The sequence below is a fragment of the Halorubrum tebenquichense DSM 14210 genome, assembly GCF_000337415.1.
Classification (GTDB): domain Archaea; phylum Halobacteriota; class Halobacteria; order Halobacteriales; family Haloferacaceae; genus Halorubrum; species Halorubrum tebenquichense.
In genome coordinates this window covers 19,124-44,342 of the sequence record NZ_AOJD01000053.1, presented here as the reverse complement: position 1 = coordinate 44,342, position 25,219 = coordinate 19,124, and the positions used below count along the sequence as shown (strand labels likewise).

At 69.8% G+C, this 25,219-nt stretch carries 28 protein-coding genes; 14 read left to right on the top strand and 14 right to left on the bottom strand.

Going from position 1 to position 25,219, the window contains the following annotated elements; all coding sequences use genetic code 11:
- From C472_RS10175 to C472_RS10150, 6 genes are all read left to right on the top strand, one after another.
- Complete coding sequence (locus C472_RS10175; RefSeq protein WP_006629744.1) at positions 1-810, top strand: cytochrome b; 810 nt, start codon at positions 1-3, stop codon at positions 808-810.
- Positions 811-814: 4 nt separating this feature from the next.
- Positions 815-1,633 carry a menaquinol--cytochrome-c reductase (cytochrome bc complex) cytochrome b/c subunit gene (locus tag C472_RS10170; RefSeq protein ID WP_006629743.1) on the top strand — a complete coding sequence of 273 codons (819 nt, stop codon included), beginning with the start codon at positions 815-817 and terminating at the stop codon, positions 1,631-1,633.
- Between the two features lie 88 nt (positions 1,634-1,721).
- Positions 1,722-2,153 (top strand): DUF7315 family membrane protein, encoded by a 432-nt coding sequence (locus C472_RS10165; protein WP_006629742.1) that lies wholly within the window; start codon positions 1,722-1,724, stop codon positions 2,151-2,153.
- A gap of 4 nt (positions 2,154-2,157) precedes the next feature.
- On the top strand, positions 2,158-2,436 hold the full coding sequence (locus C472_RS10160; RefSeq protein ID WP_006629741.1) for a DUF7314 family protein: 279 nt from the start codon (positions 2,158-2,160) through the stop codon (positions 2,434-2,436).
- 106 nt (positions 2,437-2,542) lie between these two features.
- Complete coding sequence (locus C472_RS10155) at positions 2,543-3,295, top strand: NAD(+)/NADH kinase (protein WP_006629740.1); 753 nt, start codon at positions 2,543-2,545, stop codon at positions 3,293-3,295.
- 99 nt (positions 3,296-3,394) lie between these two features.
- Complete coding sequence (locus C472_RS10150) at positions 3,395-3,838, top strand: DUF7313 family protein (protein WP_006629739.1); 444 nt, start codon at positions 3,395-3,397, stop codon at positions 3,836-3,838.
- Positions 3,839-3,920: 82 nt separating this feature from the next.
- On the opposite strand, the gene C472_RS10145 is transcribed toward C472_RS10150, so the two are convergent.
- The 5 genes from C472_RS10145 to C472_RS10125 all read right to left on the bottom strand — a co-directional run bounded on the left by C472_RS10145 (position 3,921) and on the right by C472_RS10125 (position 8,898).
- Positions 3,921-5,243 carry a M28 family peptidase gene (locus tag C472_RS10145; RefSeq protein WP_006629738.1) on the bottom strand — a complete coding sequence of 441 codons (1,323 nt, stop codon included), beginning with the start codon at positions 5,241-5,243 and terminating at the stop codon, positions 3,921-3,923.
- Between the two features lie 93 nt (positions 5,244-5,336).
- Positions 5,337-5,996, bottom strand: coding sequence for a DUF420 domain-containing protein (locus C472_RS10140; protein ID WP_006629737.1), 660 nt, complete (start codon positions 5,994-5,996; stop codon positions 5,337-5,339).
- A 106-nt stretch (positions 5,997-6,102) separates the two neighbouring features.
- Entirely contained in the window at positions 6,103-7,155 is a 1,053-nt protein-coding gene (locus C472_RS10135) for an NAD(P)-dependent glycerol-1-phosphate dehydrogenase (protein ID WP_006629736.1), read from the bottom strand.
- Positions 7,156-7,263: 108 nt separating this feature from the next.
- A complete protein-coding gene (locus C472_RS10130) occupies positions 7,264-7,962 on the bottom strand; it encodes a LysE family translocator (protein ID WP_006629735.1) in 699 nt (232 codons plus the stop codon).
- A gap of 147 nt (positions 7,963-8,109) precedes the next feature.
- Complete coding sequence (locus C472_RS10125) at positions 8,110-8,898, bottom strand: DUF2103 domain-containing protein (protein ID WP_006629734.1); 789 nt, start codon at positions 8,896-8,898, stop codon at positions 8,110-8,112.
- Positions 8,899-9,009: 111 nt separating this feature from the next.
- Here C472_RS10125 and C472_RS10120 point away from each other — a divergent pair, with 111 nt between their 5' ends.
- Together C472_RS10120 and C472_RS10115 are read left to right on the top strand one after the other, a co-directional pair.
- On the top strand, positions 9,010-9,645 hold the full coding sequence (locus C472_RS10120; RefSeq protein ID WP_006629733.1) for a hypothetical protein: 636 nt from the start codon (positions 9,010-9,012) through the stop codon (positions 9,643-9,645).
- Complete coding sequence (locus C472_RS10115) at positions 9,642-10,304, top strand: hypothetical protein (RefSeq protein WP_049906512.1); 663 nt, start codon at positions 9,642-9,644, stop codon at positions 10,302-10,304. Before C472_RS10120 ends, C472_RS10115 begins: the two co-directional genes overlap by 4 nt.
- 20 nt (positions 10,305-10,324) lie before the next feature.
- Here the strand turns inward: C472_RS10115 and C472_RS10110 are convergent, their stop codons facing one another.
- The 3 genes from C472_RS10110 to aroA all read right to left on the bottom strand — a co-directional run bounded on the left by C472_RS10110 (position 10,325) and on the right by aroA (position 13,283).
- On the bottom strand, positions 10,325-11,476 hold the full coding sequence (locus C472_RS10110) for an ArsA family ATPase (RefSeq protein ID WP_006629731.1): 1,152 nt from the start codon (positions 11,474-11,476) through the stop codon (positions 10,325-10,327).
- A gap of 97 nt (positions 11,477-11,573) precedes the next feature.
- The gene (locus tag C472_RS10105) at positions 11,574-11,831 is read right to left on the bottom strand and encodes a hypothetical protein (RefSeq protein ID WP_006629730.1); all 258 of its coding nucleotides are present in this window, start codon (positions 11,829-11,831) and stop codon (positions 11,574-11,576) included.
- Positions 11,832-11,879: 48 nt separating this feature from the next.
- A complete protein-coding gene (aroA, locus tag C472_RS10100; protein WP_006629729.1) occupies positions 11,880-13,283 on the bottom strand; it encodes a 3-phosphoshikimate 1-carboxyvinyltransferase in 1,404 nt (467 codons plus the stop codon).
- 156 nt (positions 13,284-13,439) lie between these two features.
- Between aroA and C472_RS10095 the strand changes: the two genes are divergently transcribed.
- A complete protein-coding gene (locus tag C472_RS10095; RefSeq protein ID WP_006629728.1) occupies positions 13,440-13,967 on the top strand; it encodes a multiprotein bridging factor aMBF1 in 528 nt (175 codons plus the stop codon).
- A gap of 48 nt (positions 13,968-14,015) precedes the next feature.
- On the opposite strand, the gene C472_RS17805 is transcribed toward C472_RS10095, so the two are convergent.
- Positions 14,016-14,285, bottom strand: a complete 270-nt coding sequence (locus C472_RS17805) for a hypothetical protein (protein ID WP_006629727.1) — start codon at positions 14,283-14,285, stop codon at positions 14,016-14,018.
- Positions 14,286-14,427: 142 nt separating this feature from the next.
- Positions 14,428-15,207 carry a DICT sensory domain-containing protein gene (locus C472_RS10085; RefSeq protein ID WP_006629726.1) on the bottom strand — a complete coding sequence of 260 codons (780 nt, stop codon included), beginning with the start codon at positions 15,205-15,207 and terminating at the stop codon, positions 14,428-14,430.
- 145 nt (positions 15,208-15,352) lie between these two features.
- Between C472_RS10085 and tpiA the strand changes: the two genes are divergently transcribed.
- From tpiA to C472_RS10060, 5 genes are all read left to right on the top strand, one after another.
- Entirely contained in the window at positions 15,353-15,997 is a 645-nt protein-coding gene (gene tpiA, locus C472_RS10080) for a triose-phosphate isomerase (RefSeq protein WP_006629725.1), read from the top strand.
- Between the two features lie 202 nt (positions 15,998-16,199).
- The gene (dnaK, locus tag C472_RS10075) at positions 16,200-18,098 is read left to right on the top strand and encodes a molecular chaperone DnaK (protein WP_193788344.1); all 1,899 of its coding nucleotides are present in this window, start codon (positions 16,200-16,202) and stop codon (positions 18,096-18,098) included.
- An 82-nt stretch (positions 18,099-18,180) separates the two neighbouring features.
- Positions 18,181-19,347: a molecular chaperone DnaJ gene (gene dnaJ / locus C472_RS10070; protein WP_006629723.1), complete on the top strand. Its 1,167-nt coding sequence runs from the start codon at positions 18,181-18,183 to the stop codon at positions 19,345-19,347.
- 78 nt (positions 19,348-19,425) lie between these two features.
- Entirely contained in the window at positions 19,426-19,746 is a 321-nt protein-coding gene (locus C472_RS10065; RefSeq protein ID WP_006629722.1) for a cupin domain-containing protein, read from the top strand.
- 102 nt (positions 19,747-19,848) lie between these two features.
- The gene (locus C472_RS10060) at positions 19,849-20,610 is read left to right on the top strand and encodes a hypothetical protein (RefSeq protein WP_006629721.1); all 762 of its coding nucleotides are present in this window, start codon (positions 19,849-19,851) and stop codon (positions 20,608-20,610) included.
- 22 nt (positions 20,611-20,632) lie between these two features.
- On the opposite strand, the gene C472_RS10055 is transcribed toward C472_RS10060, so the two are convergent.
- The 4 genes from C472_RS10055 to C472_RS10040 are packed head-to-tail and all read right to left on the bottom strand — an operon-like array spanning position 20,633 to position 25,197.
- Positions 20,633-21,967 (bottom strand): ABC transporter ATP-binding protein, encoded by a 1,335-nt coding sequence (locus tag C472_RS10055; protein WP_006629720.1) that lies wholly within the window; start codon positions 21,965-21,967, stop codon positions 20,633-20,635.
- Positions 21,960-23,024 (bottom strand): ABC transporter ATP-binding protein, encoded by a 1,065-nt coding sequence (locus tag C472_RS10050; RefSeq protein ID WP_006629719.1) that lies wholly within the window; start codon positions 23,022-23,024, stop codon positions 21,960-21,962. Before C472_RS10050 ends, C472_RS10055 begins: the two co-directional genes overlap by 8 nt.
- The gene (locus C472_RS10045) at positions 23,024-24,208 is read right to left on the bottom strand and encodes an ABC transporter permease (RefSeq protein ID WP_006629718.1); all 1,185 of its coding nucleotides are present in this window, start codon (positions 24,206-24,208) and stop codon (positions 23,024-23,026) included. Before C472_RS10045 ends, C472_RS10050 begins: the two co-directional genes overlap by 1 nt.
- A gap of 14 nt (positions 24,209-24,222) precedes the next feature.
- Entirely contained in the window at positions 24,223-25,197 is a 975-nt protein-coding gene (locus C472_RS10040) for an ABC transporter permease (RefSeq protein WP_006629717.1), read from the bottom strand.
- Between the last annotated feature and the right edge of the window lie 22 nt (positions 25,198-25,219).

The window sequence follows — 25,219 nt, the reverse complement described above, 5'->3', positions numbered from 1 at the left end:
ATGAGTCTGAAAAAACAAGACGACATGGACCACAACGCGTGGCTCAAGAGCCAGGACCTCACCGCCATCGAGACGGTGTTCCTAACCACGCTCATCTGGCTGGACAAGCGGCTCCGCATCGTCGACTACCTCGAACTGTTGGAGACGATGTACTACCGCGCGAACCTCCAGATGCCCAAGAGCCACACCGAGCAGTACGACCTCGACAACAAGTTCTGGTACTGGTACCCGCTGTACTCGCTCGGGTCCCTTTCGATTATCGCGTACCTGCTCGCGGCGGTGTCGGGCGCGATGCTCGGGTTCTACTACGCGCCGTCGACCGCGGGGGCGGTCGCGCAGGGCGACCCCACCGCCGCGTACGACTCGATGGTGATGATCATGAAAGACGTCCAGTTCGGCTTCATGCTCCGGTCGATCCACCGCTGGGCGGCGCAGTTCATGGTGGCGGCGGTGTTCCTCCACATGCTGCGCGTCTACTTCACCGGCGCGTACAAGGAGCCGCGCGAGGTCAACTGGATCCTCGGCGTCGTGCTCATCGCCCTGACGCTGCTGTTCGGGTTCTCCGGGTACGTCCTGCCGTGGAAGCAGCTGTCCTTCTGGGCGGCGCAGATCGGCGTCGAACTGGCGCTCGCGACCCCGCTCGTCGGCGAGTGGGCGGCTCAGCTGCTGTTCGGCGGGTTCACCCTCGGACAGGCGACGCTCGTGAGAATGTACATCCTGCACGTGTTCGTGCTGCCGTTCGTGGTCACCTCGCTCATCGCGATCCACGTCGGCATCGTCTGGGTGCAGGGCATCGCGGAACCGCACTAATCCAATGACCGACGACACCACCCCCACGGCCGACGACCGCACCGACGAGCAAGTGCGCACGGACGGCGGCACCGACGAGGCGGCGCGCACCGACGGCGGGCCGCCGGCGACGGTCCCGCCGGACGACGAGACACCGACCTGGTCCGAGCGCAAGGAGCGCAGCCAGGGGCTCGCACAGCTCACCTACCAGTACTTCGAGCGCTCCCGGCGCGAGGACGAGGATCTGCGCACGGAGTCGACGTACGTCGAGCGCGACGTGCTCGGCTTCCCGACGTGGCCCCACGAGACGATCCGGAACCTCGCGATCACGTCGTTCTTCCTCGGGATCATCCTGCTCGTGGCCTCGATCCTCCCGTCGCACTTCGGCGACCCGGCGAACCCCGGCTCCACGCCGGCGATCATCCTGCCCGACTGGTACCTCTACTGGTCGTTCGGCCTGCTGAAACTCGACCCGATCAATCCCGACCTCGCGGTGCTCGGCGGCAACATCGTCATGTCCAACGAGCTGCTCGGGCTCATCGCCCACGGGGCCATCTTCGGCGTCATCACGCTCGTTCCCTTCCTCAACAAGGGGAACGCCCGACGACCCGTTGAGGAGCCGGGCTGGGCCGCGCTCGGCGTCGCCGGGGTCATCCTGGCGATCACGCTGGCGGCGCTCGCCATCCAGAACTTCTTCCCGGTCCAGCTCGAGCTGCTGTTCTCGCTCGTGTTCATGCTGCCGGTGGCCGGCGGCGTCGTCACGTACGCGGTGCTGAAGACGATGCGCGAGGGGTACATGTACGACCTCAACCGCCGGTACTACATGCTCCGGCCGCCGAAGTAACGGCCGAGAACCGCACACCACTCTCGGTCGCACCGCAGTTCCGACCGCCACCGTCTCCCCACCCGCTTCCCGCCGCTCCGCGTCACCAATGTCATCCTCAACAGACGGCGACTCCACGCAGGCGTTCGACGAGACCGGCGATCCGATCGCTGGCGACGATGACGCCGATCCGCGCAACGAGCCGACCGGTCCGCGGCAGGGACCGAGCGGCCGCGAGATCGTCGTCCCGTTCAGGCTGTACAAGGCGGTGACCGTCTTCTCGACGCTCGCCGCGGTGGTGACCTACTTCGTCGGGTTCACGCTCATCGACGCCGCGACGCTCCAGATCAGCTTCATCCGAACGACCATCGTCTACCTGCTCGACAGCGCCGGGATCCTGCCGCCGGAGGACGTGCTCGTGGCGATTCTGGCGATCACCGGCGTGGGGTTCATCGTCCTCGGAACCGCCGTGTACGTCCTCGGAACCCGGTTCCGCGGACAAGGGATGGGAAAGTCTCAAGACGACGCCAACGAAACGTGAGATAATGGCAGACGAGTTCATGAAGGGCTTCGCCCTGTTCGCGATCGGCGGTCTCGGGTGGATCACCTTCGGCGGCTGGTACCGGACGCCGTCGTACTACGAGGTGGTTCAGCTCGTGAACCCGGCGGAAGGCGTGAACACGGCGTACGGTGAGATCGGACTGCTCGCGGGCGACATGTTCTTCTGGCTGATGATCCTCGGTATGCTGACGTTCTGGGTGCTGATCCCGGTCAGCCGGCAGCTCCGCGCCTCCCTCAACGACGACGACGCGGCCGCGAACTGAACGCACGACCGCTCGTCTTCCTTCTCGTTGTCGGAGGGTCCGTCCCGGACTCGGTGACCGACGACGAACCGGGAGCTTTTCACCTCCGCTCGCCCCAGCCTCGCGCATGAGTGAGCCGACGCGCCGCCTCGCGGTTCTCGGCGACGGCGAGCCGGCGACGGCGATGCGAACGGCGGCGACCGCCGCCGGCGCACGCCTCGTCGACCCCCGGGAGAGCGACGCGATCGTCGCCGTCGGAGCGACCGCGCTGCGGGACGCGGCGCGCACGGTCGCGAGCGGGGGCGCGCCTCCGGTTCCGATCCTTCCGGTCGGGGACGGCCGTCACGCCGTCGACGCGGCCCTCGCGGCCGACCGTCTCGACGCCGTCGTCGCCGGTCTCGACGGGTCAGAGGGCGCGATCGGGGGATTCGAGCGCGTCGGCCACCCGGTTCTCGCGGTCGAGGGCGCGGGGGACGGTCGGCGTCGCCTCGCGGCGGCGGACGTCGCGTTCGTGACGGCGACGCCGGCGCGGATCTCGGAGTACGGGCTCGCGTTCCCCGACGGCGAGTCGGTCTCGGTGCGCGCGGACGGGGCCGCGGTCGCCACGCCGCTCGGCAGCGACGGGTACGCGGCCGCGGCCGGCGGGCCGGTGGTGTCGCCGGGGAGCGGTCTCTCCGTCGTCCCCGTCTCGCCGTTCACGACTCGACCCGACACGTGGGTCGTGACGGACGGCGTCCGCGTCACCGTCGAGCGCGACCAAGAGCCGGTCGCGCTGGTCGTCGACGGGACCCGCCGCGGGACCGTCGAGCCGCACCGACCGGTCCGCGTCGAGACCGCGACGACCGTCGACCTCCTCTCGCCGACCGCGGAGATCGGGTGAGCGTCGATGGGGTCCGGTCCGCGCTCGCGGCGACCCTCCCCGTCTCGCGGGCGCGCCGATCGGAAACACTCTAATACGTCGTGAACGGAAGTGGTGGATATGGACCCACTGCAGTTCCTCGTTCCCCTCGGCTGGCTGTCGGCCGCCGGGCCGGTGCTGCCGTACGCGATCTTCGTGATGACCGTCGCGAACCTCGCGACGCGGCACCTCGCACACAGGCGGCACGTCGAACAGGGACAGGACGCCGACAGCGTGGAGGCGTACGACCCCCACGTGTTCACCAACGTCGGGCTCGTTCTCCTGTGTTTCCTGTTCATCCTCGATTCGCCCGTCAGCGGGACGATCCTCTCGGTGCTCGTGCTCGCGATGTTCATCGCCGACCTCTTCGAGCTCGAGGCCCGGAACGTCGAGGCGCGCAACGACATGGATATAGAGGCTCCGAAAAGCTCCATCGCCGCCTCGCTCGTCGTGTTGGTGTGGTCGTCGTACTACGCGCTGTTCTTCGTCATCGAGGGGATCTGGAACCAGTTCGTCGTCGCCTGACGAGGTCGGCGTCCGACCCCGTCGCCTGCCCGCCCTCTCGACCCGCTGCCCTCTCGACCAGCCGCCCTCCGCGCTTCGGTCGCTAAAACGTCCAGTCGCCGGTGAGCTTCATCCCGGTCGCCTTCCCCTCGTCTTCGAGCGCCGCGGCGACCTCGTCCGTGTCGCGGCGCGGGATCGACGCGTCGGCGTCCGCGAGGTCGACGACGAGTTCTGTCAGGAGGATCGCCTGTTCCCTGAGGTTCCGCGACTCTAGCTTGTCGAGCGTGTCGGCGTGCGTGTGTCCCCAGCCGCGGCCGCGCCCCTCGGTCTCGCCGGAGATCATGTAGCCCGGGATCCCGCGTTTCACGAACGGCCAGTGGTCGCTGTGCGGGACCAGCTCTCCGCCGGTCGATATCGGGTGATCGAAGCGGTCGCTCACCCGCTTCGCGGCGTCAGCGAGCGCGTCGAAGTCGTGGTGGTCGACTCGAAGCGTCCGGCCGAACACGTTGCTGTCGACGTTGACGACGGCGCGGACCGCCTCCCGGTCGGCCGCCTCCGCGGCGACCGACGAGCCGACGAGGCCGACCTCCTCGGCCCCGAACGCGGCGAACCGCACCCGGACGTCGAGTTCGTCCTCCCGGGCCGCGAGCGCCCGCGCGACCTCGAGGATGGTCGCCGTGCCCGCGCCGTTGTCCATCGCCCCCTCCGCGAGGTCGTGGGCGTCGACGTGCGAGGAGACGACCAGGTGTTCGTCGGTGTCGGGTCCGAGCTCGGCGACGGCGTTCCCGCTCGTCGCCGCGGGGGTCTCGCAGTCGACCGCGACGGTCAGCTCGTCGCCCCCGTTTCGGCGCGCGAGCCGCGCGCCCGTCTCCTTCGAGACGCCGACGGCGGGGATCTCCCCGACGGGCGCGTCCGCGGTCCCGACGCTTCCGGTCGGGGGGAGCGTCCCCTCGACGTGGTTGGCGAAGACGAAGGCGGCCGCGCCCGCGTCGACGGCGCGGTAGTACTTCTCCCGGCGGTGGATGAACCGGTCGACGGAGTCGGGGGTGTCCGACGAGACCATCACGACCTTCCCCGTCAGGTCGGCCTCGAAGTCCTCCGGGACGCCGTGCGCGAGGTCGACGAACTCGCCCGTCGCCTCGGCGCTCGGGCTCCTCGGCAGCGCGATACAGGCGTTCGGGCCGACCGCGACCGGGTCACCGGTCGCCGCGTCCCGGACCGCGCTGTCGCCGCGCTCCCAGCCCTGGACCTCGAACTCCTCGATCTCGGCGTTCCGCGCGCCGACGTCGGCGAACGCGTCCCGCGTCAGTTCCAGCGCCTCGCGCTCGCCCGCCGAGCCGGCCATTCGTTCGTCGAGGTCAACCAAGTCGAGGAGGTGGTTCCAGCCCGCGTCGCTCGTGAACGTCTCGCCGATCCAGTCGGTCATGGGTACGAGTGTCGCGCCCGCGGGTCAAGCGTTGCGGTGTCGGCGGGGGCGGCCGGGACCGCTTTGCGGAGGGAGAGAGAACTCCTTCGGCCGTCAGACCGGAACGGCCGGCAGGAGGACCGTTGCGGCCTCGGCGGCGGCGAACGTCGAGTCGTACAGGTGGTTCAAGAGGAGGTAGGTGACGACCCCGAGCGCGAGCGAGAGGATCCACGCGCTCGCCGCGATCCGACCGACGCGTCGGTGCGGGGTCTCGTTCCGCAGTTCCCGCTCGGAGTGGGTGAGCCCGAGGACGATGGCGTAGAGGACGACGGGGACCGAGACAACGGAGAGGACGATGTGGATCGCGAGCATGATCAGGTACGCCGGGTACACCCAGTCCCACAGCGGCACCCACGCGTACGACGAGTCCAGCACGAACTCCTTGGTGCCGCCGCCCGCGACCTTCGGGAGGTACATGGCGAGGAAGAGGAGGATGAGGACGAACGACGTCGTCATCGCCGCGGCGTGTTTCTTCACCTCGTCGTTGCGGATCCAGTACCAGCCGAGCGAGAGGGAGATCACGGTGACGGTGTTGACGGCGGCGATGGCGTGCGCGAGGAGGTCGACGGTCCCCCGCGTGAGCGTCGGGAACAGCGCCTGGAACTCCGGGACGAGGAACACGCCGCCGACCGCGCCGTAGCCGACGACGGTGAGGAGGACGGTTATCGCGGTGGGGTGTTCTGCGGCCCTGTCGCGGACGCTGACGGTGGACATATCGGACGTACTCTCGGCAGCGTTATTGGCCTTTCGAGGTCGGTCTCCGTCGCCGGAATCCGGCGTCCGCCGGGGACCGTCCCGCCCGCGGCGACCCGGAGGCGACTCAGTCGTCGATGACGCCGGTCGCCGTCGCGACCTCGATCGCCGCCTCCTCGTTGATCCCGCCCTGGAGGATCGTGTAGCGGTCGCGGATCTCGTGGGCGCTCGTCAGGGCGGCGATCAGCTCCGCGTCGTCTACCCCGAGTCCGGCCGCGGTCGTCGGGGCGTCGAGCTCGGCGAGCGCGTCGCGGATGGCGTCCCACCGGCCGTTCTCGCCGCTGTGGAGGTACTCGGTCAGGATCGACGCGACGCCGACCTGATGGCCGTGGAGCGCCTTGCCGGGGGCGATCCGGTCGAGCTGGTGGGAGATGAGGTGTTCCGCGCCGGAGGCGGGCCGCGAGGAGCCGGCGATGGACATCGCGACGCCCGAGGAGACGAGCGCCTTCACGACGACCCACGCCGACTCCTCTAACCCCGGTCGAATCATGTCGGCGTTCTCGACGAGCAGCTCCGCGGTCATCTCGGAGAGCGCGCCCGCGTACTCGCTGTACTCGACGTTGCGCAGGCGGCGGGCGAGCCGCCAGTCCTTCACCGCGGTGTAGTTGGAGATGATGTCCGCACAGCCCGCGGTGGTGAGCCGCCACGGCGCGTCAGCGATCAGCGTCGTGTCCGCGACGACCGCGAGCGGCGGGTCGGCGGCGACCGAGTGGCGCGTGTCGCCCTCGGGGATCGAGGAGCGCCCGGAGACGATGCCGTCGTGGGAGGCGACCGTCGGGACGGAGACGAAGCCGACGTCGAGGTGGTCGGCGGCCATCTTCGCGATGTCGATCGGCTTCCCGCCGCCCAACGCGATCAGGTAGCCGGGGTCGACCGCCTCCGCGGTCTCTTTCAGCTCCTCGACGGCGGCGAACGAGGCCTCCTCGACGACGGCGGTCGCCGGGTCGTCGAACTGCGCCCGGACGCGGTCACCGGCGATCTCGTTCGGCGTCGGACTGGTCACGATCAGCGGTCGGCCCGTGAGATAGAGGTCGCCGACCGCCTCTCCGAGGTCGTCGAGGACGTCGTGTCCCACGAGGACGTTCCGCGGGAGCTTGATCCACGTCGTCTTCTCGAACATACGGGACGCTCGCACCGACGGGGCAAAGCCGTTGTCCATGTCGGTCGCCGGACCGCGGGCGTCGCCCGTCACGGAACGGGCCTCGGTCGCCTCCCGCCGACTCTCCGCTCAGACGGCCAGCGCCGAGAGCGTCGTCGCCGCGTCGTAGAGGAAGTAGACGCCGAAGCCGGCGAGCACGACGGCGGAACCGACGGCGACGACCGGCGCGAACGTCTCGATCCGGCGCTCCGCCGCGACGAGCCCGGTCGGGAACCCGGTGACCCAGAGCAGCACGCCGAGGAAGAAGCCGACGATGAGCGCGGGCGATCCGGTGGCGACGACGAGCGTCCCGGCGAGGTCAGCGCCGACGACCGGCAGCCGCGAGAGGACGTCGAGTTCGCCGGGCCGGAGGAGGCCGACGCCGATGGTCAGCCAGAACAGCACCTGGTACGGGTTCGTTAAGGCGAGCACCAGCGCCTTGCGGAACCCCTTCCCCTCCGCGACGATCGGCTCTTCCCCCTCGGTCGGGCGGAACGACTCCCGAGCCCCTTGCGCCGCGCCGACCGCGAAGTACAGCATCAGAACGCCGCCGACCGCCACCATGAGTCCCTGTACCAGCGGGAACGACTCCACGACCGCGACGACGCCGACGTACGCGAGGACGAAGAAGATCGCGTCGGCGGTCGCGGCTCCGAGTCCGGCCCTGACCCCGGCGACGCGACCCCGGAGGACCGACTCCTCGGCGATCACCGCGTTCATCGGGCCGGGCGGAGCCGCGAGCGCCAGTCCGAAGACGACGCCCGCGCCGAGCGTGACGAGGCTACTCACACCGCTCGCAACGCCCGGTTTCGTGAAAAACCCCGCGACGGAGCGGTGGTCGGTAGCGGTCGGTTCCGGGCCGTACGCCGGAGATCTGGACATCGACGGACGGATGTGGACACGGCGGTCGGGACTCGGTCGCCGCGGCGGCCCCGACTACGGGTCCTGAAGCTCCGCGTCGCGGAGCGCCTCGTTGAGGTCCTCGCGGACGCGCTCGCCGGTCTCGCGATCCATCGCCGTGGTGACGATCCGGTTCTCCTGAACGCTTGACCCGTCGCGTAGGAGGAGTCGGACGTTCCCGTTGGTCCCGGCGCGCGTCGCCTTCGCGCGGAGGCCGGTCCGCGACCCGGTCCCGCCGGCGTCGATGGGGCCGGGAACGATCTTCTTGACGTGCGGGTGTTCCGCGACGGTCTGGACGGCCTTCCGGCCCTTGCGGTCGCCGATCAGCGTCGAGTGGGACCCCCCGATCTTCTCCCTCGGCGGCGTCTCGACCACCGCCAGCGACCGGTCCCCGCGGCGGTCGAGGACCCACGCGACGACCGGACTCACGTTCCCGCGGGCGTCGTCGCTGTCGTCGTCAGCGCCCTCCCGGCGACCCCCCGCGCCGCCGTCCGGGACGCGGTAGAACTCGTGGTGGAGCTGCGCGCGCGTCTCGCGGAGGGGTTCACGCTCGCCGGCGGCGTAGACGGTCTCGGGGCGCTTCCGGCGGATTTCGTCCGCGACGCGGCCGGCGAAGTTCCGGAGTTGGACCTCGCTCAGCCGCTCGCCCGCCTCCGGGCGCGTGGTGACCGTCGTCTGGCCGACGACCGCGTCCTCGTCGAGTATCGTCAGGTGCGCGCGGTCGCTCTCGAACTCGGCGACGACGGCGTCGGCGTTGGCGGTGTTACAGGTCAGACAGTAGTCCCCCGGCTTCTCGATCGGGGTGCCACACCGCCGGCAGTTCATACCGATCGGACGGGCGTAGCGGGTAAAAGGGCGTCCGTTCGGCCCGTCCGGTCTCGGGCCGTCCGTCGGACGGAGCAACCCCTATTAGTGCCCTCGGCGTTGAGGCCCCGTATGGACGGAACGCAACGCGACGGAGGGGCGGGCGACGAGACCGTCGAGGACCGGTTAGTTCGGCTCCTCCGAAACGGCCGCACCAACGCGATCGTCGTGTGGGCGATGGTCGCGGTGCTCGCCGGGGTGTTCGTCGAGAGCCTCCTCGACGCCGACCTGCTGTCGCTCGTGTTCGTCGTCGGCCTCGTCGCGGTCGTCGCGGCCCCCGCCGTCTCGGCGCGGGACTGGAAGGTGTTGCTCCCGGCCGAACTGCTCGGGCTCGCGCTGCTGCCGGCGCTCGTGCGAGCGCTGTTCGGCGGCGAACTCGGCGTCTTCGCGACGTACCTCGCGCTCGCCGCCCTGGCGCTCGTCCTCATCGTCGAGTTCCACATGTTCACGTCGCTCCAAGTGACCCACTGGTTCGCCGTCGCGCTCGTCACGCTAACGACGCTGGCGACGGCGGGCGCGTGGACGATCCTGCGATGGAACGCCGATCGGCTGCTCGGAACGAACTACCTGACGACGAACGACGCGCTGATGATGGAGTGGATCTACGTGACGCTGGCCGGACTCGCCGCCGGGATCCTCTTCGACGCGTACTTCAGACGCCGAGGGCGGCGTCTGGGACGCGCCATCCGGCGGGTGGTGCGCCGATGAGGATCCTCCCTCGCCCCTCGATGCGGACGCAGCGACGGATCACACGGGGGATGCAGGTGCTCCTCGTCGGAATCGTCGTCTACGGGCTCGTCGGCGGGAGCCTGGGGTTGCCGGGCGGCGGGACGAAGGCGGTAACGAACGGGACGATCGGACTCCTCGTCACGTTCATCCCGGCGATCCTCGAACGGAACTACGACATCCCGCTGGACCCGTGGCTCGGCGTGTGGATCACGGCAGCGGTGTTCCTCCACACCCTCGGGTCGGCGGGGTTCTACGCGCAGATCGGCTGGTGGGACCACCTCACGCACGCGCTGTCGGCGTCGCTCGTCGCCGGCGCTGGATACACCGCGATCCGCGCCGTCGACCTCCACAGCGACGAGATCCGGATCCCCGCCCGGTTCGCGTTCGCCTTCATCTTCGTGGTGGTGCTCGGGTTCGGCGTCTTCTGGGAGCTGTTCGAGTTCGGACTCGACATCGTCGCCGACGAGACCGGGATCGACATGCCACTCGCGCAACACGGGCTCGACGACACCGTGGCCGACCTCACGTACAACTCGGTGGGCGCGCTGCTCGTCGCGGTGTTCGGACAGGCGCACCTCGCGGGCGTCGCGGACGATGTCCGGGCGGGGCTGTTCTCCGACGCCAACTCGGGGAAGTAGCCCGGGTCGTCGGACGCCGCTCAGTTCAGGCAGGCGGCGACGACACGCAGCGCGGCCTCGCCGCGGACCTCGTTCGCGAGCAGGGGGACCCGCTTCACCTCCCGGCCGCGGAACAGGTCGGTCGCCTCCCGGAGCGCGTTCTGCTGGACGTCCCACCGACGCGCGCAGAACTCGCAGCTGTCGGGGTTCGGCTCGACGACCCAGTCGGGGTCGATACCGGTTCCGCCCCCGCCGGTCACGTCGTCGACGCCCTCCATCACGCGGTTGACGACGAGCGTGTTCACCGGGATACCGAACTCGTCGAGGCGGGCGACGAGCCGCTCGGACTCGACGACGCTCATCTCCTCGGGGATCATGACGACGCGGAAGTCGGTCTTCGCCGGGTCGCGGAGGACGGCCCGGAGACGCTCGATGCGCTCGCGGAGCTCCTCCAGGTCCGCCGAGGGGTCCGGCTCGTCGTCGCCCCCGCCGAACATCCCCTTGATCCCGTCCATCATCCCGGAGAAGCGCTGGCGGAGCTTCATCACGCGGCCGAGCATCGAGTCCATGATCTCCGGCAGCTGGAGCAGCCGGAGGGTGTGGCCGGTCGGCGCGGTGTCGACGACGACGCGGTCGAACCGCGGGTCGTCGAGGTACTCCAGCAGCTGTCGCATCGCCGCGGCCTCGTCCGCGCCGGGCATCGTCCCGCCGAGGAGCCCGCCGAGCCCCTCGCCGGGCTCGTCCGCGGCCCCCTCGCCGCCCATCCCGCCCATCGCGTCGCCCATCTCGCCCAGCCCGCCGAGCGGGTCCGCGTCGGAGCCGAACATCCCCTCCTCGACCGCGGCGTCGGGGTCGATCTCGGCGGCGTACAGCGGCACGTCCTCGCGGATCTGCGCCGGCTCGGCGGGGATGTCGGTCTCGTAGGTGTCGGACAGCGAGTGCGCGGGGTCGGTGGAGACGACGAGCGTGCGGACGCCGCCGGCGGCCGAGGCCAGCCCCGTCGCCGCCGCCATCGTCGTCTTGCCGACGCCGCCCTTCCCGCCGTACAGCACGTAGTCTGGCGCGTCGACGCCCGCGGGGAGGTCGGCGAGGTCGTCGTCGACGGTCAGTGCCTCGTCCGTCGCCGCGGGTTCGACGGCGGCGTCGCCGCCCTCGTCGACCCGGTCGACGGGCTCGACGTCGATATCGTCCATGTCCCCGTGTCGTTCCGGCGGGCACCTGTACCCGTCGGTCCGGAACCGGGGGGACCGTCACGCCTCGAACGAGGACCGGGCCGCGCCGCGGTCGCGGTCAGCCGAGCCGCTTCATCGAGATCAGGGCCGTCGGAATCATTATGGGGATCGTGAGGATCGCGCCAGTGATCACGACGAACGGCGCGACCCCGGCGATCGGATACGCGAGCAGGTCGACGGTCAACAGGTTGACCGCGCTCACCGTCACCGTGTACGCGATCACGGTGAGCGCCACGATAGCCGAGAACACGACGCCCACGACGATCGCCGGGTTCGGCCCGTCACCCGACTCGTTCGGCGACGATTCGCCGCTCATTTGCTATCTGCCACCATCTAGTATTGTGTGAGTTGCGAACGTCTATAACTATTGTCTTCCCTGCGCGTTCTCGTGTTCGACGGCCATCCCGAGATCGGCCACGGTCTCGAAGAAGCCGGGGAACGAGACGTCGACGTGCTCGGCACCGCGGATCGTCGTGGTCCCCTCGGCGGCGAGCGCGGCGACCGCGAGCGCCATCACGATCCGGTGGTCGGCCCGGCCGTCGACGGTCGCCCCGCGGAGGTCGCTCTCGGAGCCGTGGACCGTGAGCACGTCCTCCTCCTCGGTCGTCTCCGCGCCGAGTCTCTCTAGCTCCTCGGCCATCGCAGACACGCGGTCGGTCTCCTTGTAGCGGACGTGTTCGCAGTTCTCGATGCGGGTCTCGCCGTCCGCGACCGCGCCGAGCGCGGCGATCGTCGGGAGGAGGTCCGGCGTGTCGCCCACGTCGACCGTGACGCCCGAGAGGGCGGCGCGCTCGACCGCGATCTCGCCGGCCTCGCGGTCCCAGTCGACCGCCGCGCCCATCTCCTCGACGATCTCGACGATCGCCGCGTCGCCCTGCGCGCTCGGCCGCGCCCCCTCGATCCGGACCGTCTCGCCCGGTTCGGCCGCGACCGCCCCCGCCCCGAGCAGGTACGAGATGGACGAGAAGTCGCCGGGGACCGCGTAGCTGCCGCCCGCCGGCTCGTACGTCTGCCCGCCCGGGACCGAGAACCCGGCGGCACCCGCCGCCCCGTCGAGGGGGTCGCCGGCCTCGTCGACGGGGGTCGCCTCGACGCCGAAGTCCGCGAGCAGTTCGAGCGTGATGTCGACGTACGGGGCCGACTTCAGCGCGGTCGTGAGGTCGACCTCGATCCCCTCGTCGGTGACCGCTCCGGCCATCAGGAGCGCCGTGACGTACTGCGAGGACACGTCGCCCGGGATCGCCACCTCGCCGCCCGCGAGCGGCCCGCCGACGACCAGCGGGGCCCGCCCGTTCGCCCGCGTCGACTCCGCGCGCGCGCCGAGGTCCCCGAGCGCGTCGAGGAGCGGTCCCTGCGGGCGCGAGCGCAGCGACCCGTCGCCGGTGAGGACGGTGACCCCGTCCGCGAGCGCGGCCGCGGCGGTGACGAGCCGCATCGTCGTCCCCGAGTTCGCGCAGTCGATCACGTCGTCGGGGACGCCGGGGCGGCCGGCGAACCCGTCGACCGCGAGCGCGTCGGCGTCGCCGAGGTCGCCGTCGGAGTCGCCTTCGGTCGTCGACTCGCTCCCCGCCGCCCCCGCGGGCGCGACGGACCCGCCGAACGCGTTCACGGCGCGCGCCGTGGCTCGCGTGTCTGCCGAGATCAGGGGCGACTCGACGGTCGCGCCCCCGCTGTAGCCGGCCGCGAGCAGCGCGCGGTGGGTGTAGCTCTTCGACGGCGGCGCGCGGGCGGTCCCTCGGAGCTCCGAGCGCGTGACGTGAACGTCCATACGTCCCCTGCCGGCCGCGGCGACAAGTCGGTACCGACCGCGGCACGATTGCGACCTCCCGGCGTCGAGGGCGAGTGTTGACACGGCGTTGAGGGCGAGGGGTCGACGCGGCGTCGCGGCACACCCTTTATACCACCGGGAGCGTTAGCGTCGCGTATGCCCCAGTGTGAGATGTGCGGCACCGAGGAGGCCTCGCTGACGACGACGAAGGTCGAAGGTGCCGAACTGGAGCTTTGTAGCTCGTGTACGGACTTCGGGACCGAGGTCCGCGACGAGTCGACGAGCTCCGGCGGCGGCAAGTACTCCACCAGCTCCAGCACCGGGAAGTCGTCCTCGTCGTCCGGCTCGTCCGGCTCCTCCGGCTCCTCGGGCGGCTCGACGCGCCCCCGCGACATGTTCGACGACATGGACGAGATCGCCACCGACTACGACGAGGTGATCCGCGAGGCGCGCGAGTCGCGCGGGCTGAGCCAGGAGGAGCTGGCCGACCAGCTCAACGAGAAGGCGAGCCTCATCCGCAAGCTCGAACGCGGCGACACGCTCCCGACCGACGAGGTCCAGCGCAAGCTCGAACGCGCGCTCGACGTCTCGCTCGTCGAGGGCCAGTCGGCCGACGACGCCGACTGGGAGACTGACGACCCCGGGACGATGACTCTCGGCGACGTCGTCAAGCGGAAAGACTGACCGCCCGCGCCCGCCGAACTTCCACGCTTTTCCGCCCTTTCCCACCCGTCAGACGCGTCGACGCATCCCGACGGGCAGGACCGCGAGCAGTCCGAACGCGACGAGCGAGAGGTTCGGGACTGAGGGGCCGACCAGCGGGCCCCGCCACAGCACGATCGCGCAGGGACCCCGGACCGTACACTCCGCCAGCGTCGTCTGGATGTACGAGTGGCACGCGGCGACGCTCAGCCCGACCGCGACGATCGGCAGCGCGGTCCGCGCGACCGCCGGCCGCTCCTCGACGGCGGCGACGCCGAGGACGACGACGAGCGGGTACATGGCGATCCGCTGGTACCAGCAGAGGTCGCAGGGGTGAGCCCGAATCCGAGGCTGAACCAGAACCGGAGGCTCCCCGCGGGCGCGACCGTCGCGACGGCCGTCGCGGCCGACTACCACGCGGTCGCCGCCGAGCGCCCGCCTTTCACACCGTCGCTCCGCCGTCGTCGGTCTGCTCCGATCCGCCGTAGCGCTCGGTCAGGTAGTCGATGATGTAGTCGACCGTCTCGGGGTCGTAGCTCCAGAACCCGAAGAACTCGCCCGGCGCGCGTTCCTCGGCGAGCAGCGCGCACTTCGCGTCGTCGTACCCCCCGCCGTCGTACGCGACGAACCACGTCTCCCGGATCTCGGCGGTCTCGCCGACGTGGACGGTGTAGTGGTCCACGTCGGGCGCGTCGCCCTCGTCCGCGGCGTACGCGTGGACGTCGAGCCGCTCCTTCTCGCCGAGCAGGGCGTAGGTGTCGGCCTCCCTGGTGAGCACGTCGAGCGTCTGGAACCCGGCGTGGAGCTCCCCGTCGCCGACCCGCCAGGCGCGGTCCTCGATCTCGCGGGACGCGGCGACCATGTCCTCGCGGGAGTAGGAGGTGAACATCGTCTCGTCGAGGTGGTCCAACACCGGCTCCCCGACGCGCCCGGCCGTCCCGTCCCCGTCGTCCCGGTCGCCGGTTCCGGTCGCGGGCTCCCCGTCTTCGTCCCCGCTCGGCCGCGGCAACAGGTCGTCGACGGTCACCGCCGTGACGAACTCGCCGTCCCGCGCCAGCACGGCGAACTCCTCCGGGCCGGAGGCCGTCTGGTCGTCGACGATCCGGACGTTGCGGTCGGCGAAGTACTCCCGAAGCTCGTCTGTAACCGCCGGATCCGCGTTGTACACGGTTAGCGTGGCCTCGTGAGCCTCCACGCCCGCGATGAGCTCGATGAGGGACATCTCTTGTCGGACCCACAACAGCGGGGTATAAGGTCGTTTCTGCTCTCCGGACTGAGACCGCCCCCGGTTTCGGGGTCCCTGACGGTCCATCGGGGGAGCGCCGCGAAGCATGAAGCTATTTGCGCCGCGCCCCCCGAATGAGCGTATGTTCATTCTGGTGAACCTCAAGGCGTACCCGTGCGATCCGATCGAAGTCGCGACCGCGGCCCGCGACGTGGCCGAGGCGTCCGGCGCGCGGATCGCGGTCTCGCCGCAGGCGGCCGACATCGCTCGCGTCGCCGACACCGGCGTCGAGACGTGGGCGCAGCACGTCTCGCCGAACGCGCACGGCTCGCACACCGGGTCGACGCTCGCGGAGGCCGTCGCCGACAACGGCGCGGCGGGGACGCTGATCAACCACTCCGAGAACCGCCTGAAGCTCGCGGACGTGGACGGCTCCGTCCGCGCGGCCGGGCGCGCCGACCTGGAGACGATCGTCTGCGCGAACAACCCGGCGCAGGTCGGTGCGGCCGCCGCGCTCGGTCCCGACGCGGTCGCCGTCGAACCCCCCGAGCTGATCGGCGGCGACGTCTCCGTCGCCACCGCCGACCCCGGGATCGTCGAGGACGCGGTCGCGGCCGCCGAGGCCGTCGACCCCGCGGTCGACGTGTTCTGCGGGGCCGGCGTCTCGACCGGCGAGGACGTCTCCACCGCCGGCGACCTCGGTGCCGCCGGCGTCCTGCTCGCCTCCGGCGTCGCGAAGGCCGACGACCCCGAGTCCGTCCTCGAAGACCTCGTCAGCGGGATCTGAGGGGCGGACCCGGTCGAACCGCGGCCGGTCCGCGGTCACGAGCGGAGCCGGGACGCCGCTGCGTTTGCGGATCTGTATAAAGACATCGATGTGAGCGACTCACACGATCGAGAAACCGCACGACGGCAGCGGTTTCTTTCTTCCGCGGAAATGGCGGCGTCTAGTAACCTTTAACCGAAACAAGCCGCTATCTGTGACCAAGATGGCGAGCAACAAAATTCTCGGTATCGACCTCGGTACCACCAACTCCGCGTTCGCGGTGATGGAAGGCGACGAGCCGGAGATCATCGCGAACGCCGAGGGCGACCGGACGACGCCCTCGGTCGTCGCGTTCGCCGACGACGACGAGCGCCTCGTCGGCAAGCCGGCGAAGAACCAGGCCGTCCAGAACCCCGACCGAACGATCCAGTCGATCAAGCGGCACATGGGCGAGGACGGCTACACCGTCGAGATCGGCGACGACGAGTACACGCCGGAGCAGGTCTCGGCGATGATCCTCCAGAAGATCAAACGCGACGCCGAGGAGTACCTCGGCGACGACGTGGAGAAGGCGGTCATCACGGTCCCCGCCTACTTCAACGACAAGCAGCGGCAGGCGACCAAGGACGCCGGCGAGATCGCCGGCTTCGAGGTCGAGCGCATCGTCAACGAGCCGACCGCCGCCTCCATGGCGTACGGCCTCGACGACGAGTCCGACCAGACGGTCCTCGTGTACGACCTCGGGGGAGGCACGTTCGACGTGTCGGTCCTCGATCTCGGCGGCGGCGTCTACGAGGTCGTCGCCACGAACGGGGACAACGACCTCGGCGGCGACGACTGGGACGAGGCCCTCATCGACCACCTCGCGGACGAGTTCCAGAACGACCACGGCATCGACCTCCGCGACGACCGGCAGGCGCTCCAGCGCCTGAAGGACGCCGCCGAGGAGGCGAAGATCGAGCTGTCGAACAAGAAGGAGACGACGGTCAACCTCCCGTTCATCACCGCGACCGACAGCGGCCCGGTCCACCTCGAACAGTCCGTCACCCGCGCGACGTTCGAGAACCTCACCAAGGACCTCATCGACCGCACCGTCGAGCCGACCGAGCAGGCGCTCTCGGACGCCGGCTACTCGAAGTCGGACATCGACGAGGTCATCCTCGTCGGCGGCTCCACCCGGATGCCGCAGGTCCAGGAGAAGGTCGAGGAACTGGTCGGACAGGAGCCGAAGAAGAACGTCAACCCCGACGAGGCGGTCGCGCTCGGCGCGGCGGTCCAGGGCGGCGTGCTCTCCGGCGACGTCGACGACATCGTCCTGCTGGACGTGACGCCGCTCTCGCTCGGCATCGAGGTGAAGGGCGGGCTCTTCGAGCGGCTCATCGAGAAGAACACCACCATCCCGACCGAGGAGTCGAAGGTGTTCACCACGGCCGCGGACAACCAGACCTCCGTCAACGTCCGCGTCTTCCAGGGCGAACGCGAGATCGCCGAGGAGAACGAGCTGCTCGGCGCGTTCCAGCTGTCCGGCATCCCGCCGGCCCCGGCCGGAACGCCGCAGATCGAGGTCTCGTTCAACATCGACGAGAACGGCATCGTCAACGTCGAGGCCGAAGATCAGGGCTCCGGCAACGCCGAGTCGATCACCATCGAGGGCGGCGTCGGCCTCTCCGACGACGAGATCGAGGAGATGCAGGAGGAAGCGGAGAAGCACGCCGAGGAGGACGAGGCCCGCCGCGAGCGGATCGAGGCCCGCAACGAGGCCGAGACGACGATCCAGCGCGCCGAGACCCTCCTCGAAGAGAACGAGGATGAGCTCGACGACGACGAGCTCGTCGCCGACATCGAGGCGGCCATCGAGGACGTCGAGGCGGTCCTCGAAGACGAGGACGCCGACACCGACGAGATCGAGTCCGCCACCGAGGCGCTCACCGAGGAGCTCCAGGAGATCGGCAAGCAGATGTACGAGGGACAGGCCGCGCAGGCCGGTCCCGGCGGCGCTGGCGGTGCCGGTCCCGGCGGCATGGGCGGTATGGGCGGTGCCGGCGGCCCCGGCGGTGCCGACGCCGACGACGAGGAGTACGTCGACGCCGACTTCGAAGACGTGGACGACGACGACGAGTAACCCCTCGCGACCCGATTTTCGACGCCTCGACCCCGTCGCTTAAACCGACCGGGCGATCAACACCACTCAACCAACGCAACGCATGAGCGAAGATTTCTACGACGTCCTCGGCGTGTCGCGGGACGCCAGCGAGGAGGAGATAAAGAAGGCGTACCGCAAGCAGGCCGCCGAACACCACCCCGACGTCAGCGACGACGAGAACGCCGAGGAGCGGTTCAAGAAGATCCAGAAGGCCAAGGAGGTGCTCACCGACGAGCAGAAGCGGAAGCAGTACGACCAGATGGGCCACGACCGCTTCACCGAGGCTGACAAGCGCGGCGCGACCGGAGGCGGCGGCCCCGGCGGCGCGGGCGGTCCCTTCGGCGGTGCCGGCGGTGCCGGCGGTGCCGGCGGGTTCGAGGACATCTTCAACCAGTTCTTCGGCGGCGGCGGTCGCGGCCGCGGCGGCGGGGGCGGCGGCAGCCGACCCCGGCAGGGCCGCGACCTCAAGACCGGCCTGACGATTGACCTGGAGGAGGCGTTCGAGGGCGCGACCAAGGAGGTCACGCTCACCCGGCCGACCGAGTGCGCCACCTGCGACGGCGCGGGCCACCCGCCCGACGCCGACGTGGAGACCTGCCCGCAGTGTAACGGGCGCGGACAGGTCCAACAGGTCCAGCAGACGCCCCTCGGGCGCGTCCAGCAGACCTCGACGTGCCCCCGCTGCGAGGGCGAGGGCGAACTGTACAGCGAGGACTGCGCCGACTGCGGCGGCGACGGCGTCGTCCGCGAGGAGGCCACGCTCTCGGTCGAGATTCCGGCGGGCATCCGCTCGGGACAGAGCCTCCGCATGGAGCGCGAGGGCGCGCCCGGCGAGAACGGCGGTCCGAAGGGCGACCTGCTGATCGAGGTCGACGTCGACGTTGGCGAGCGATTCGAGCGCGACGGCGACGACCTCCGCGTCAACGAGGCGGTCTCGTTCCCGCAGGCCGTCTTCGGCGACACCGTCGAGGTGGAGACGGTCGACGGCACCGTCGAGATGGACGTCCCGGCCGGCACGCAGAGCGGCGAGACGTTCCGGCTTCAGGGGAAGGGGATGCCCCGGCTCCGCCGCCGCGGGCGCGGCGACCTCTACGTTCAGGTCGCCGTCGTCGTCCCCGAGTCGCTCAACGACGAACAGCGCGAGGCGCTGGAGGCGTTCGCCGAGGCCGGCGGCGAGGACATCGACGTCGGCGGCGGCTTCTTCGAGAAGCTGAAGAGTTCCTTCTGACGACCCGGTCGCCGCGCCCGGTTCACGGTGCCTTCGCCGGCCCGTAGCTTTTCATCGGTGGGCGCTCTCCGCTCGACCATGGGCTACGACACGACGGCCTACGACGACGTCGAACCGCGCGCTCCCGGGATGTACTTCCTCCGCGACGCGCTCGGCTGCGAGAACCTCGGCGTGACCGTCGTCGAGGCCGACGACGGGTGGGAGGGGATGGAACACGACCACGCGGACGCCGACCACGAGGAGGTGTACGTGCTGCTCCACGGCGAGGCGACGCTCACCGTCGACGGCGACCCCGTCGACCTCGGTCCCGGCGACGCGGTCCGCGTCGACGCGGGGTCCACCCGCGACCTGGCCTTCTCCGCGGACGGCTCGAAGATGGTCATCGCCGGCGCGCCCTGACCCGCGGACGGACGGCCGACGGGACGCCGGTCCGCGGATCGGGACTCTGCTCTCACCGCCCGACGCCGCAGCGTTAAGGGCCGCGCGCTCCGAGGTTCGCGCATGGAACTCGTCGGCGACCTGCTCGCGCGCGACCGCCGCACCGGCGACGCGGCGCTCGTCACGCCGGACGGGCGGGAGCGGACCCACCACGACCTGATAACGAACGGGTACAAGGCGGCGAACGTGCTCCGATACCTCGGGGTCCGCGCGGGCGCGACCGTCGCCGTCGACCCGACGCCGGGGTTTCACACCGCGCTCGCGTTCCTCGGTGCCGCGGCCGTCGGCGCGCCGGTGCGGTTCGACCCGGCGGCCGGGATCGGGGCCGGCGACCGCGTCGTCCTCGCGCCGGTCGCGACCGCGGCCGCCCTTGACCCGGCACCCGGAACGAACCTCGCCGCGTTCGGGGGACCGCCGGACCGCCCCGACACCACGCACTGGGAGCAGGAGCTGTGGAGCGAGAACCCGGGGATGCCGCCGAGCGACGTCGTCCCCGCCGACGTCGCCGTCGTCGGGCCGCCCCGCGAGTTCACGCACGGCGACCTGTGTTCGATCGCGGAGACCGCCGTCGAGCGGGGGGAGATGGACGCGGGGACGCGGGTCGTCCTCCGCCGCCCGTTCTCCGATCCGCCGGCCCTCGCGGCCGGCCTCCTCGCCCCGCTCTCCGCCGGCGGGACCGCGGTGCTCGCCCCGCCCGAGGGCGGGGAAGAGGCCGGCGACGGGATCGGGGACTCCCGCGGTGACGTGGCGGTCGCTCCGAGCGCTGTAAACGTGCCCGAGCCGCGGCGGATCGACCCGTCCGAGTTCGCGTCGACGGCGGAGTAGCGGGGAACTCGCCCGACCGCGGTCAGTCGTCCGCGGGGTTCGGCTCCGCGGACGCCCTGCCCTCGTGCCGGAGGCACGCGGACTCGTGGTCGGGCGAGTGGACCGTTCGCTCGGGGACCGTCTGGGCGCACGGCGTCGTGACCCGCTCTTCGAGGAACTGCCCGGCCCGTTCGGCGTTCCCGTCTAAGAGGAGCCGGACCGACTCTGTGAACGCCTCTTCGAGGTCCTCGTCACCGATCGAGTCACCGATGTCGAACTCCTCTCGGAGTTCGGCTTGGATCGCCCGGTCCGTTGGCTCTTCGCCGCCGGCTGTCAGGCTCTCTCGGACCTGCTCGATGTCGACCCGGCCTGTCGCGACGCTCTCTCGGAAGTTCAACAGCCCCCGCCAGTCGTCCTGATCGACGTCGACGCCCTCCGGCTGTATCACCCTGTGACACCGCGTGTGGAACCGACAGCCGCTCGGCGGGTTCGTCGGACTGGGAACGGTCCCCTTGAGTTCGATGCCGCCGACGCTCGCGCGCGGATCCGGCGTCGGGATCGACGACAGCAGCGCCTCCGTGTAGGGGTGTTGCGGGTCGGTGAAGATCTCCCCCACCGGTCCGATCTCGACGATCTCGCCGAGGTACATCACGGCCACGCGGTCGCAGATCTGGCGGATGACGGACATGTCGTGGCTGATGAAAAGCAGCGACAGTCCGAACTCCTCCTGGAGGTCGTCGATCAGCGAGAGGATCTCCGCCTGGATGGAGACGTCGAGGGCGCTCACCGGCTCGTCGGCGATGATGAGGTCCGGGTTCAACACCAGCGCCCGGGCGAGCGCGATCCGCTGTTTCTGGCCGCCGGAGAACTCGTGCGGGTACCGGTCGAAGTCGTTCCCCGAGAGGCCGACGCGTTCGAGCAGGTCCTCGACGATCGCCCGGCGTCGGTAGCGGTCGCTCATCCCGTGGATCTTGAGCAGTTCCCCGACCGCGTTCCCGATCGACATCCGCGGGTCGAAACTCGACGACGGGTCCTGGAAGACCATCTGCGCGCCGCGACGGAACGCCTTCAGCTCCTCGTCGTCGAACGCCGTCACGTCGTTGGGGTGCGTCCCGTCGGCGTTCCGGGTCGCGTTCTCCCGGCCGTTCCCGTTGAACACGACCTCTCCCGCGGTCGGCTCCTCCAGCCGGATCACCGAACTCGCCGCGGTCGACTTCCCGCAGCCGGACTCGCCGACGAGTCCCAGGGTCTCGCCGCGCTCGATGTCGAAGCTGATCCCGTCGACGGCGCGGGCAGCGCCGACCTGTCGGTTGAATATCCCCTTCCGGATCGGGTAGTGCTTCTTCAGGTCCCGGACCGAGAGCAGCGGCTCAGTCATCGGCGCGACTCACCCCGCCCTCGCCGTCGGCCGCTCCGTCGCCCCCGACGGGCTCGAAGTTGTCGTTCCGCACGACCGAGGGGTCCATCCCCGGCCGGTAGTGGACGCAGGAGACCCGCTGTCCCGGGCTGACCTCGATCTCCTCCGGCTGCTCCCCGGCGCGACACGCCCCCTCGGCGTACTCGCAGCGCGGCGCGAAGCGGCACCCGTCCGGCGGGTCGTGCGGGTCGGGGAGCGTTCCGGGGATCCCGCCCACCGTCGTCCCGCCGAACTCCGGGAGACACTCCAACAGCTGTTGGGTGTACGGGTGTGCGGGGTGATCGAAGATGTCGAGGACGCCGCCCCGCTCCATCACCTTCCCGGCGTACATCACGACGATCCGGTCGGCGATCTCCGCGACGACGCCGAGGTCGTGGGTCACGAACAGCACGCCCATGTCGAACTCCTCCTGTAGCTCGTCGAGGAGCCGCAGGATCTGCGCCTGGACCGTGACGTCGAGGGCGGTCGTCGGCTCGTCGGCAATGAGCAGGTCGGGGTCGCCGACGAGCGCCATCGCGATCATCACGCGCTGTTTCTGGCCGCCGGAGAACTCGTGCGGGTAGTCGTCGAAGCGCGCGCTCGCGTTCGCGATCCCCACTCGGTCCATGAGGTCGACCGCCTTCGCGCGGGCCTCCTCGTCCGAAACGTCTTGGTGGATCTGGAGCGCCTCGGTGATCTGCCACCCGACGGTGTAGCAGTGGTTCATCGCCTCCTGCGGGTTCTGGAAGATGTGTGCGATCTCGTTCCCGCGGATGTCTCGGAGCTCCGACTCGGGCATCGCCAGCAGGTCTCGCCCCTTGTACCGGACGGTCCCTTCGATTTCCCCCGGCGGGGTCTTGATGATCCGCGTTATCGACTCGGTCGCGACCGTCTTGCCGGACCCCGACTCGCCGACGATACAGACGGTCTCGCCGGTGTCGACGTCGAAGTCGACCCCGTCGACCGCGGTGAGCGTTCCGTCGTCGGTGCCGAACGTCGTCGTGAGGTCTTCGACCTCGAGTAGCTGATCGCTTGGCATTATGCGTTCTCCGCCTCGGCTTCGGGGTTCAACGCGTCCAAGAGCGCGTCGCCGAGGAAGTTGAACGCGAGGATGGTCAGGAACAGCACGATACCGGGCGCTAACACGATCCACGGGGCGAACGAGAGGTCGCTCCGACCGGCCGCGATGAGCTGCCCCCACGAGGGCACCGTCGAGTCGCCGATTCCGAGGAACGCTAACTGGGCCTCGTACAGCAGGAACCCGGGGATGAGCAGCGTGAGCTGCGTGATGATGCTGCTCGCCACGTTCGGGACCACATGGCCCCGGATGACCTGATACGTGCTCGCGCCGCTGATGCGGCTGGACTTGATGAACTCCTCTTCGGAGATCGACAGCGACTTGCTCCGCACGTACCGGGCCGTCCCGCCCCACGCGAACAGCGAGAAGACCACGATGAACATGCCGAGCCCCGCGCCGTAGATGTACAGGATGAGCAGGAACATCAGGAACGTCGGGAACGAGAGGATGATGTCGGTGAACCGCATCATTATCTCGTCCACCCAGCCGCCCGCGTACGCGCTCAGCGTGCCGAACGTGATGCCGACCGTCGCGACGATGGTCGTCGTGATGAAGGCGATCTGCATGCTGATCGTCATCCCGTAGACGATCATCGTGAACACGTCGCGGCCGGCGTTCGTCGTGCCGAGCGGGTGCTGCCAGGTCCCGTGACAGCGCCCGTTGATCACCTCTCCGACGCAGGTCGCCGGCGTCGTGTCGACGACCGACGTGAACACCGGCGGCTGGTAGGCGATGAGCAGTTCCTGTTGCGGCGCGTTCATCACGAGCGGCCCGACGATCCCGCCGACGAACACGATCCCGAGCCAACCGAGGCTCACGACCGCCGGGCGGTTGCGCTTGAACTCCTTCCAGTAGTACCGCGTCCGCCGCGGGTTCTGGTACAGCGGCAAGACGAGGTACCAGAACGCCAAGAGCAGCGTGAAGATGAACAAGAAGTCGACCGTCTCCAGCGTCCGATCGAGACCGACGAACTCGAAGGTCGCCGTCCGGTCGCCGACGAAGCGCCAGTCGTACACGCCGAGCAGGGCGAGCGGGAGCGCCGTCACCAGCATCCCGATCGAGTTGATCGACAGATCGAAGCGTCCCGACCGCGAGAGGTCGTTCCAGTCGACTTGGTCGAACTGTTCCGGGCTTTCAGTCGCCATCGTTCTCCGTTGAGTTACCTGTCATCATAGCTGATACGCGGGTCGAGTACGGTGAACACGAGGTCCTCGATGAGGTTCCCCACGACCGCGACGAACGTGAAGAACAGGGTCGTCCCCAACACGAGGTTGGTGTCCTGTGAGAGCAGTGCCTCGAAGGTCAGCCGGCCGAGCCCCGGGATGCCGAAGACGACCTCGACGAGCAGCGACGAGCCTAAGAACAGCGCGAGGAGCTGTCCGACGAGCGTCGTCGAGACCGGGACGAGCGTCGGGCGCATGACGTGGTACGCGTACGCCCGGAGCGGCGAGACGCCCTTCGCCTTCGCGGTCTTCATGAAGTCGGAGTTCTGGAACTCCGCGGACTCGTTCCGGGAGACGCGCATGAGCGCGCCGATCGAGCCGGTGACCAGCACGAACACCGGGATCGCCAGCTGAACGACGTTCTCGACGCTGAACACCGCGACGTCCGTGTTGTAGACGACCGGAATCACCTCCAGCCAGACTCCGAAGATCAACAGCAGGATGATCCCGAAGAAGAAGTTCGGGATGGCGTAGCCGAAGAAGGCGAACCCGGTCGCCGCGTGGTCGCGCCAACTGTACATGTTCGCGGCCGAGTACACGCCGACGAGCGGCCCGAGGATCACCGTGAGGATCGTCCACGGGATCGAGTACTGCGCGGTGTAGTACAGCGCGCCGACGACGGCCTCAAGGACCGGCTGGCTCCGACTGCTCGACCAGCCCCAATCGAGGGTGTACACGCCCTGGATGAAATCGAAGTACCTGACGTAGAGCGGTTCGTCGAGCCCCCGGAGCTCTCTCGCCCGTTCCGCGGCCGCCGCGGGGTCTCCCCCCTGGAGGGCCGCCTGCGTGGTGGCCTGCTGTACGTCCGGGTTCGGCGCGGCCGACAGCAGCAGAAACGTGATCGTCGTGATGACGAGCGATACAACTCCTGCCCAGAGAACGCGAGCGGTGACGTACCTTCCAAATCCCATGTTGATATCGTAGAGAGCGCGT

Bases quoted from the DNA above. Each gene is read 5' to 3' on its own strand.
- C472_RS10175 (WP_006629744.1), top strand. From the start codon at position 1: ATGAGTCTGAAAAAACAAGACGACATGGACCACAACGCGTGGCTCAAG.
- C472_RS10170 (WP_006629743.1), top strand. From the start codon at position 815: ATGACCGACGACACCACCCCCACGGCCGACGACCGCACCGACGAGCAA.
- C472_RS10165 (WP_006629742.1), top strand. From the start codon at position 1,722: ATGTCATCCTCAACAGACGGCGACTCCACGCAGGCGTTCGACGAGACC.
- C472_RS10160 (WP_006629741.1), top strand. From the start codon at position 2,158: ATGGCAGACGAGTTCATGAAGGGCTTCGCCCTGTTCGCGATCGGCGGT.
- C472_RS10155 (WP_006629740.1), top strand. From the start codon at position 2,543: ATGAGTGAGCCGACGCGCCGCCTCGCGGTTCTCGGCGACGGCGAGCCG.
- C472_RS10150 (WP_006629739.1), top strand. From the start codon at position 3,395: ATGGACCCACTGCAGTTCCTCGTTCCCCTCGGCTGGCTGTCGGCCGCC.
- C472_RS10145 (WP_006629738.1), bottom strand. From the start codon at position 5,243: ATGACCGACTGGATCGGCGAGACGTTCACGAGCGACGCGGGCTGGAAC.
- C472_RS10140 (WP_006629737.1), bottom strand. From the start codon at position 5,996: ATGTCCACCGTCAGCGTCCGCGACAGGGCCGCAGAACACCCCACCGCG.
- C472_RS10135 (WP_006629736.1), bottom strand. From the start codon at position 7,155: ATGTTCGAGAAGACGACGTGGATCAAGCTCCCGCGGAACGTCCTCGTG.
- C472_RS10125 (WP_006629734.1), bottom strand. From the start codon at position 8,898: ATGAACTGCCGGCGGTGTGGCACCCCGATCGAGAAGCCGGGGGACTAC.
- C472_RS10120 (WP_006629733.1), top strand. From the start codon at position 9,010: ATGGACGGAACGCAACGCGACGGAGGGGCGGGCGACGAGACCGTCGAG.
- C472_RS10115 (WP_049906512.1), top strand. From the start codon at position 9,642: ATGAGGATCCTCCCTCGCCCCTCGATGCGGACGCAGCGACGGATCACA.
- C472_RS10110 (WP_006629731.1), bottom strand. From the start codon at position 11,476: ATGGACGATATCGACGTCGAGCCCGTCGACCGGGTCGACGAGGGCGGC.
- C472_RS10105 (WP_006629730.1), bottom strand. From the start codon at position 11,831: ATGAGCGGCGAATCGTCGCCGAACGAGTCGGGTGACGGGCCGAACCCG.
- aroA (WP_006629729.1), bottom strand. From the start codon at position 13,283: ATGGACGTTCACGTCACGCGCTCGGAGCTCCGAGGGACCGCCCGCGCG.
- C472_RS10095 (WP_006629728.1), top strand. From the start codon at position 13,440: ATGCCCCAGTGTGAGATGTGCGGCACCGAGGAGGCCTCGCTGACGACG.
- C472_RS17805 (WP_006629727.1), bottom strand. From the start codon at position 14,285: ATGTACCCGCTCGTCGTCGTCCTCGGCGTCGCCGCCGTCGAGGAGCGG.
- C472_RS10085 (WP_006629726.1), bottom strand. From the start codon at position 15,207: ATGTCCCTCATCGAGCTCATCGCGGGCGTGGAGGCTCACGAGGCCACG.
- tpiA (WP_006629725.1), top strand. From the start codon at position 15,353: ATGTTCATTCTGGTGAACCTCAAGGCGTACCCGTGCGATCCGATCGAA.
- dnaK (WP_193788344.1), top strand. From the start codon at position 16,200: ATGGCGAGCAACAAAATTCTCGGTATCGACCTCGGTACCACCAACTCC.
- dnaJ (WP_006629723.1), top strand. From the start codon at position 18,181: ATGAGCGAAGATTTCTACGACGTCCTCGGCGTGTCGCGGGACGCCAGC.
- C472_RS10065 (WP_006629722.1), top strand. From the start codon at position 19,426: ATGGGCTACGACACGACGGCCTACGACGACGTCGAACCGCGCGCTCCC.
- C472_RS10060 (WP_006629721.1), top strand. From the start codon at position 19,849: ATGGAACTCGTCGGCGACCTGCTCGCGCGCGACCGCCGCACCGGCGAC.
- C472_RS10055 (WP_006629720.1), bottom strand. From the start codon at position 21,967: ATGACTGAGCCGCTGCTCTCGGTCCGGGACCTGAAGAAGCACTACCCG.
- C472_RS10050 (WP_006629719.1), bottom strand. From the start codon at position 23,024: ATGCCAAGCGATCAGCTACTCGAGGTCGAAGACCTCACGACGACGTTC.
- C472_RS10045 (WP_006629718.1), bottom strand. From the start codon at position 24,208: ATGGCGACTGAAAGCCCGGAACAGTTCGACCAAGTCGACTGGAACGAC.
- C472_RS10040 (WP_006629717.1), bottom strand. From the start codon at position 25,197: ATGGGATTTGGAAGGTACGTCACCGCTCGCGTTCTCTGGGCAGGAGTT.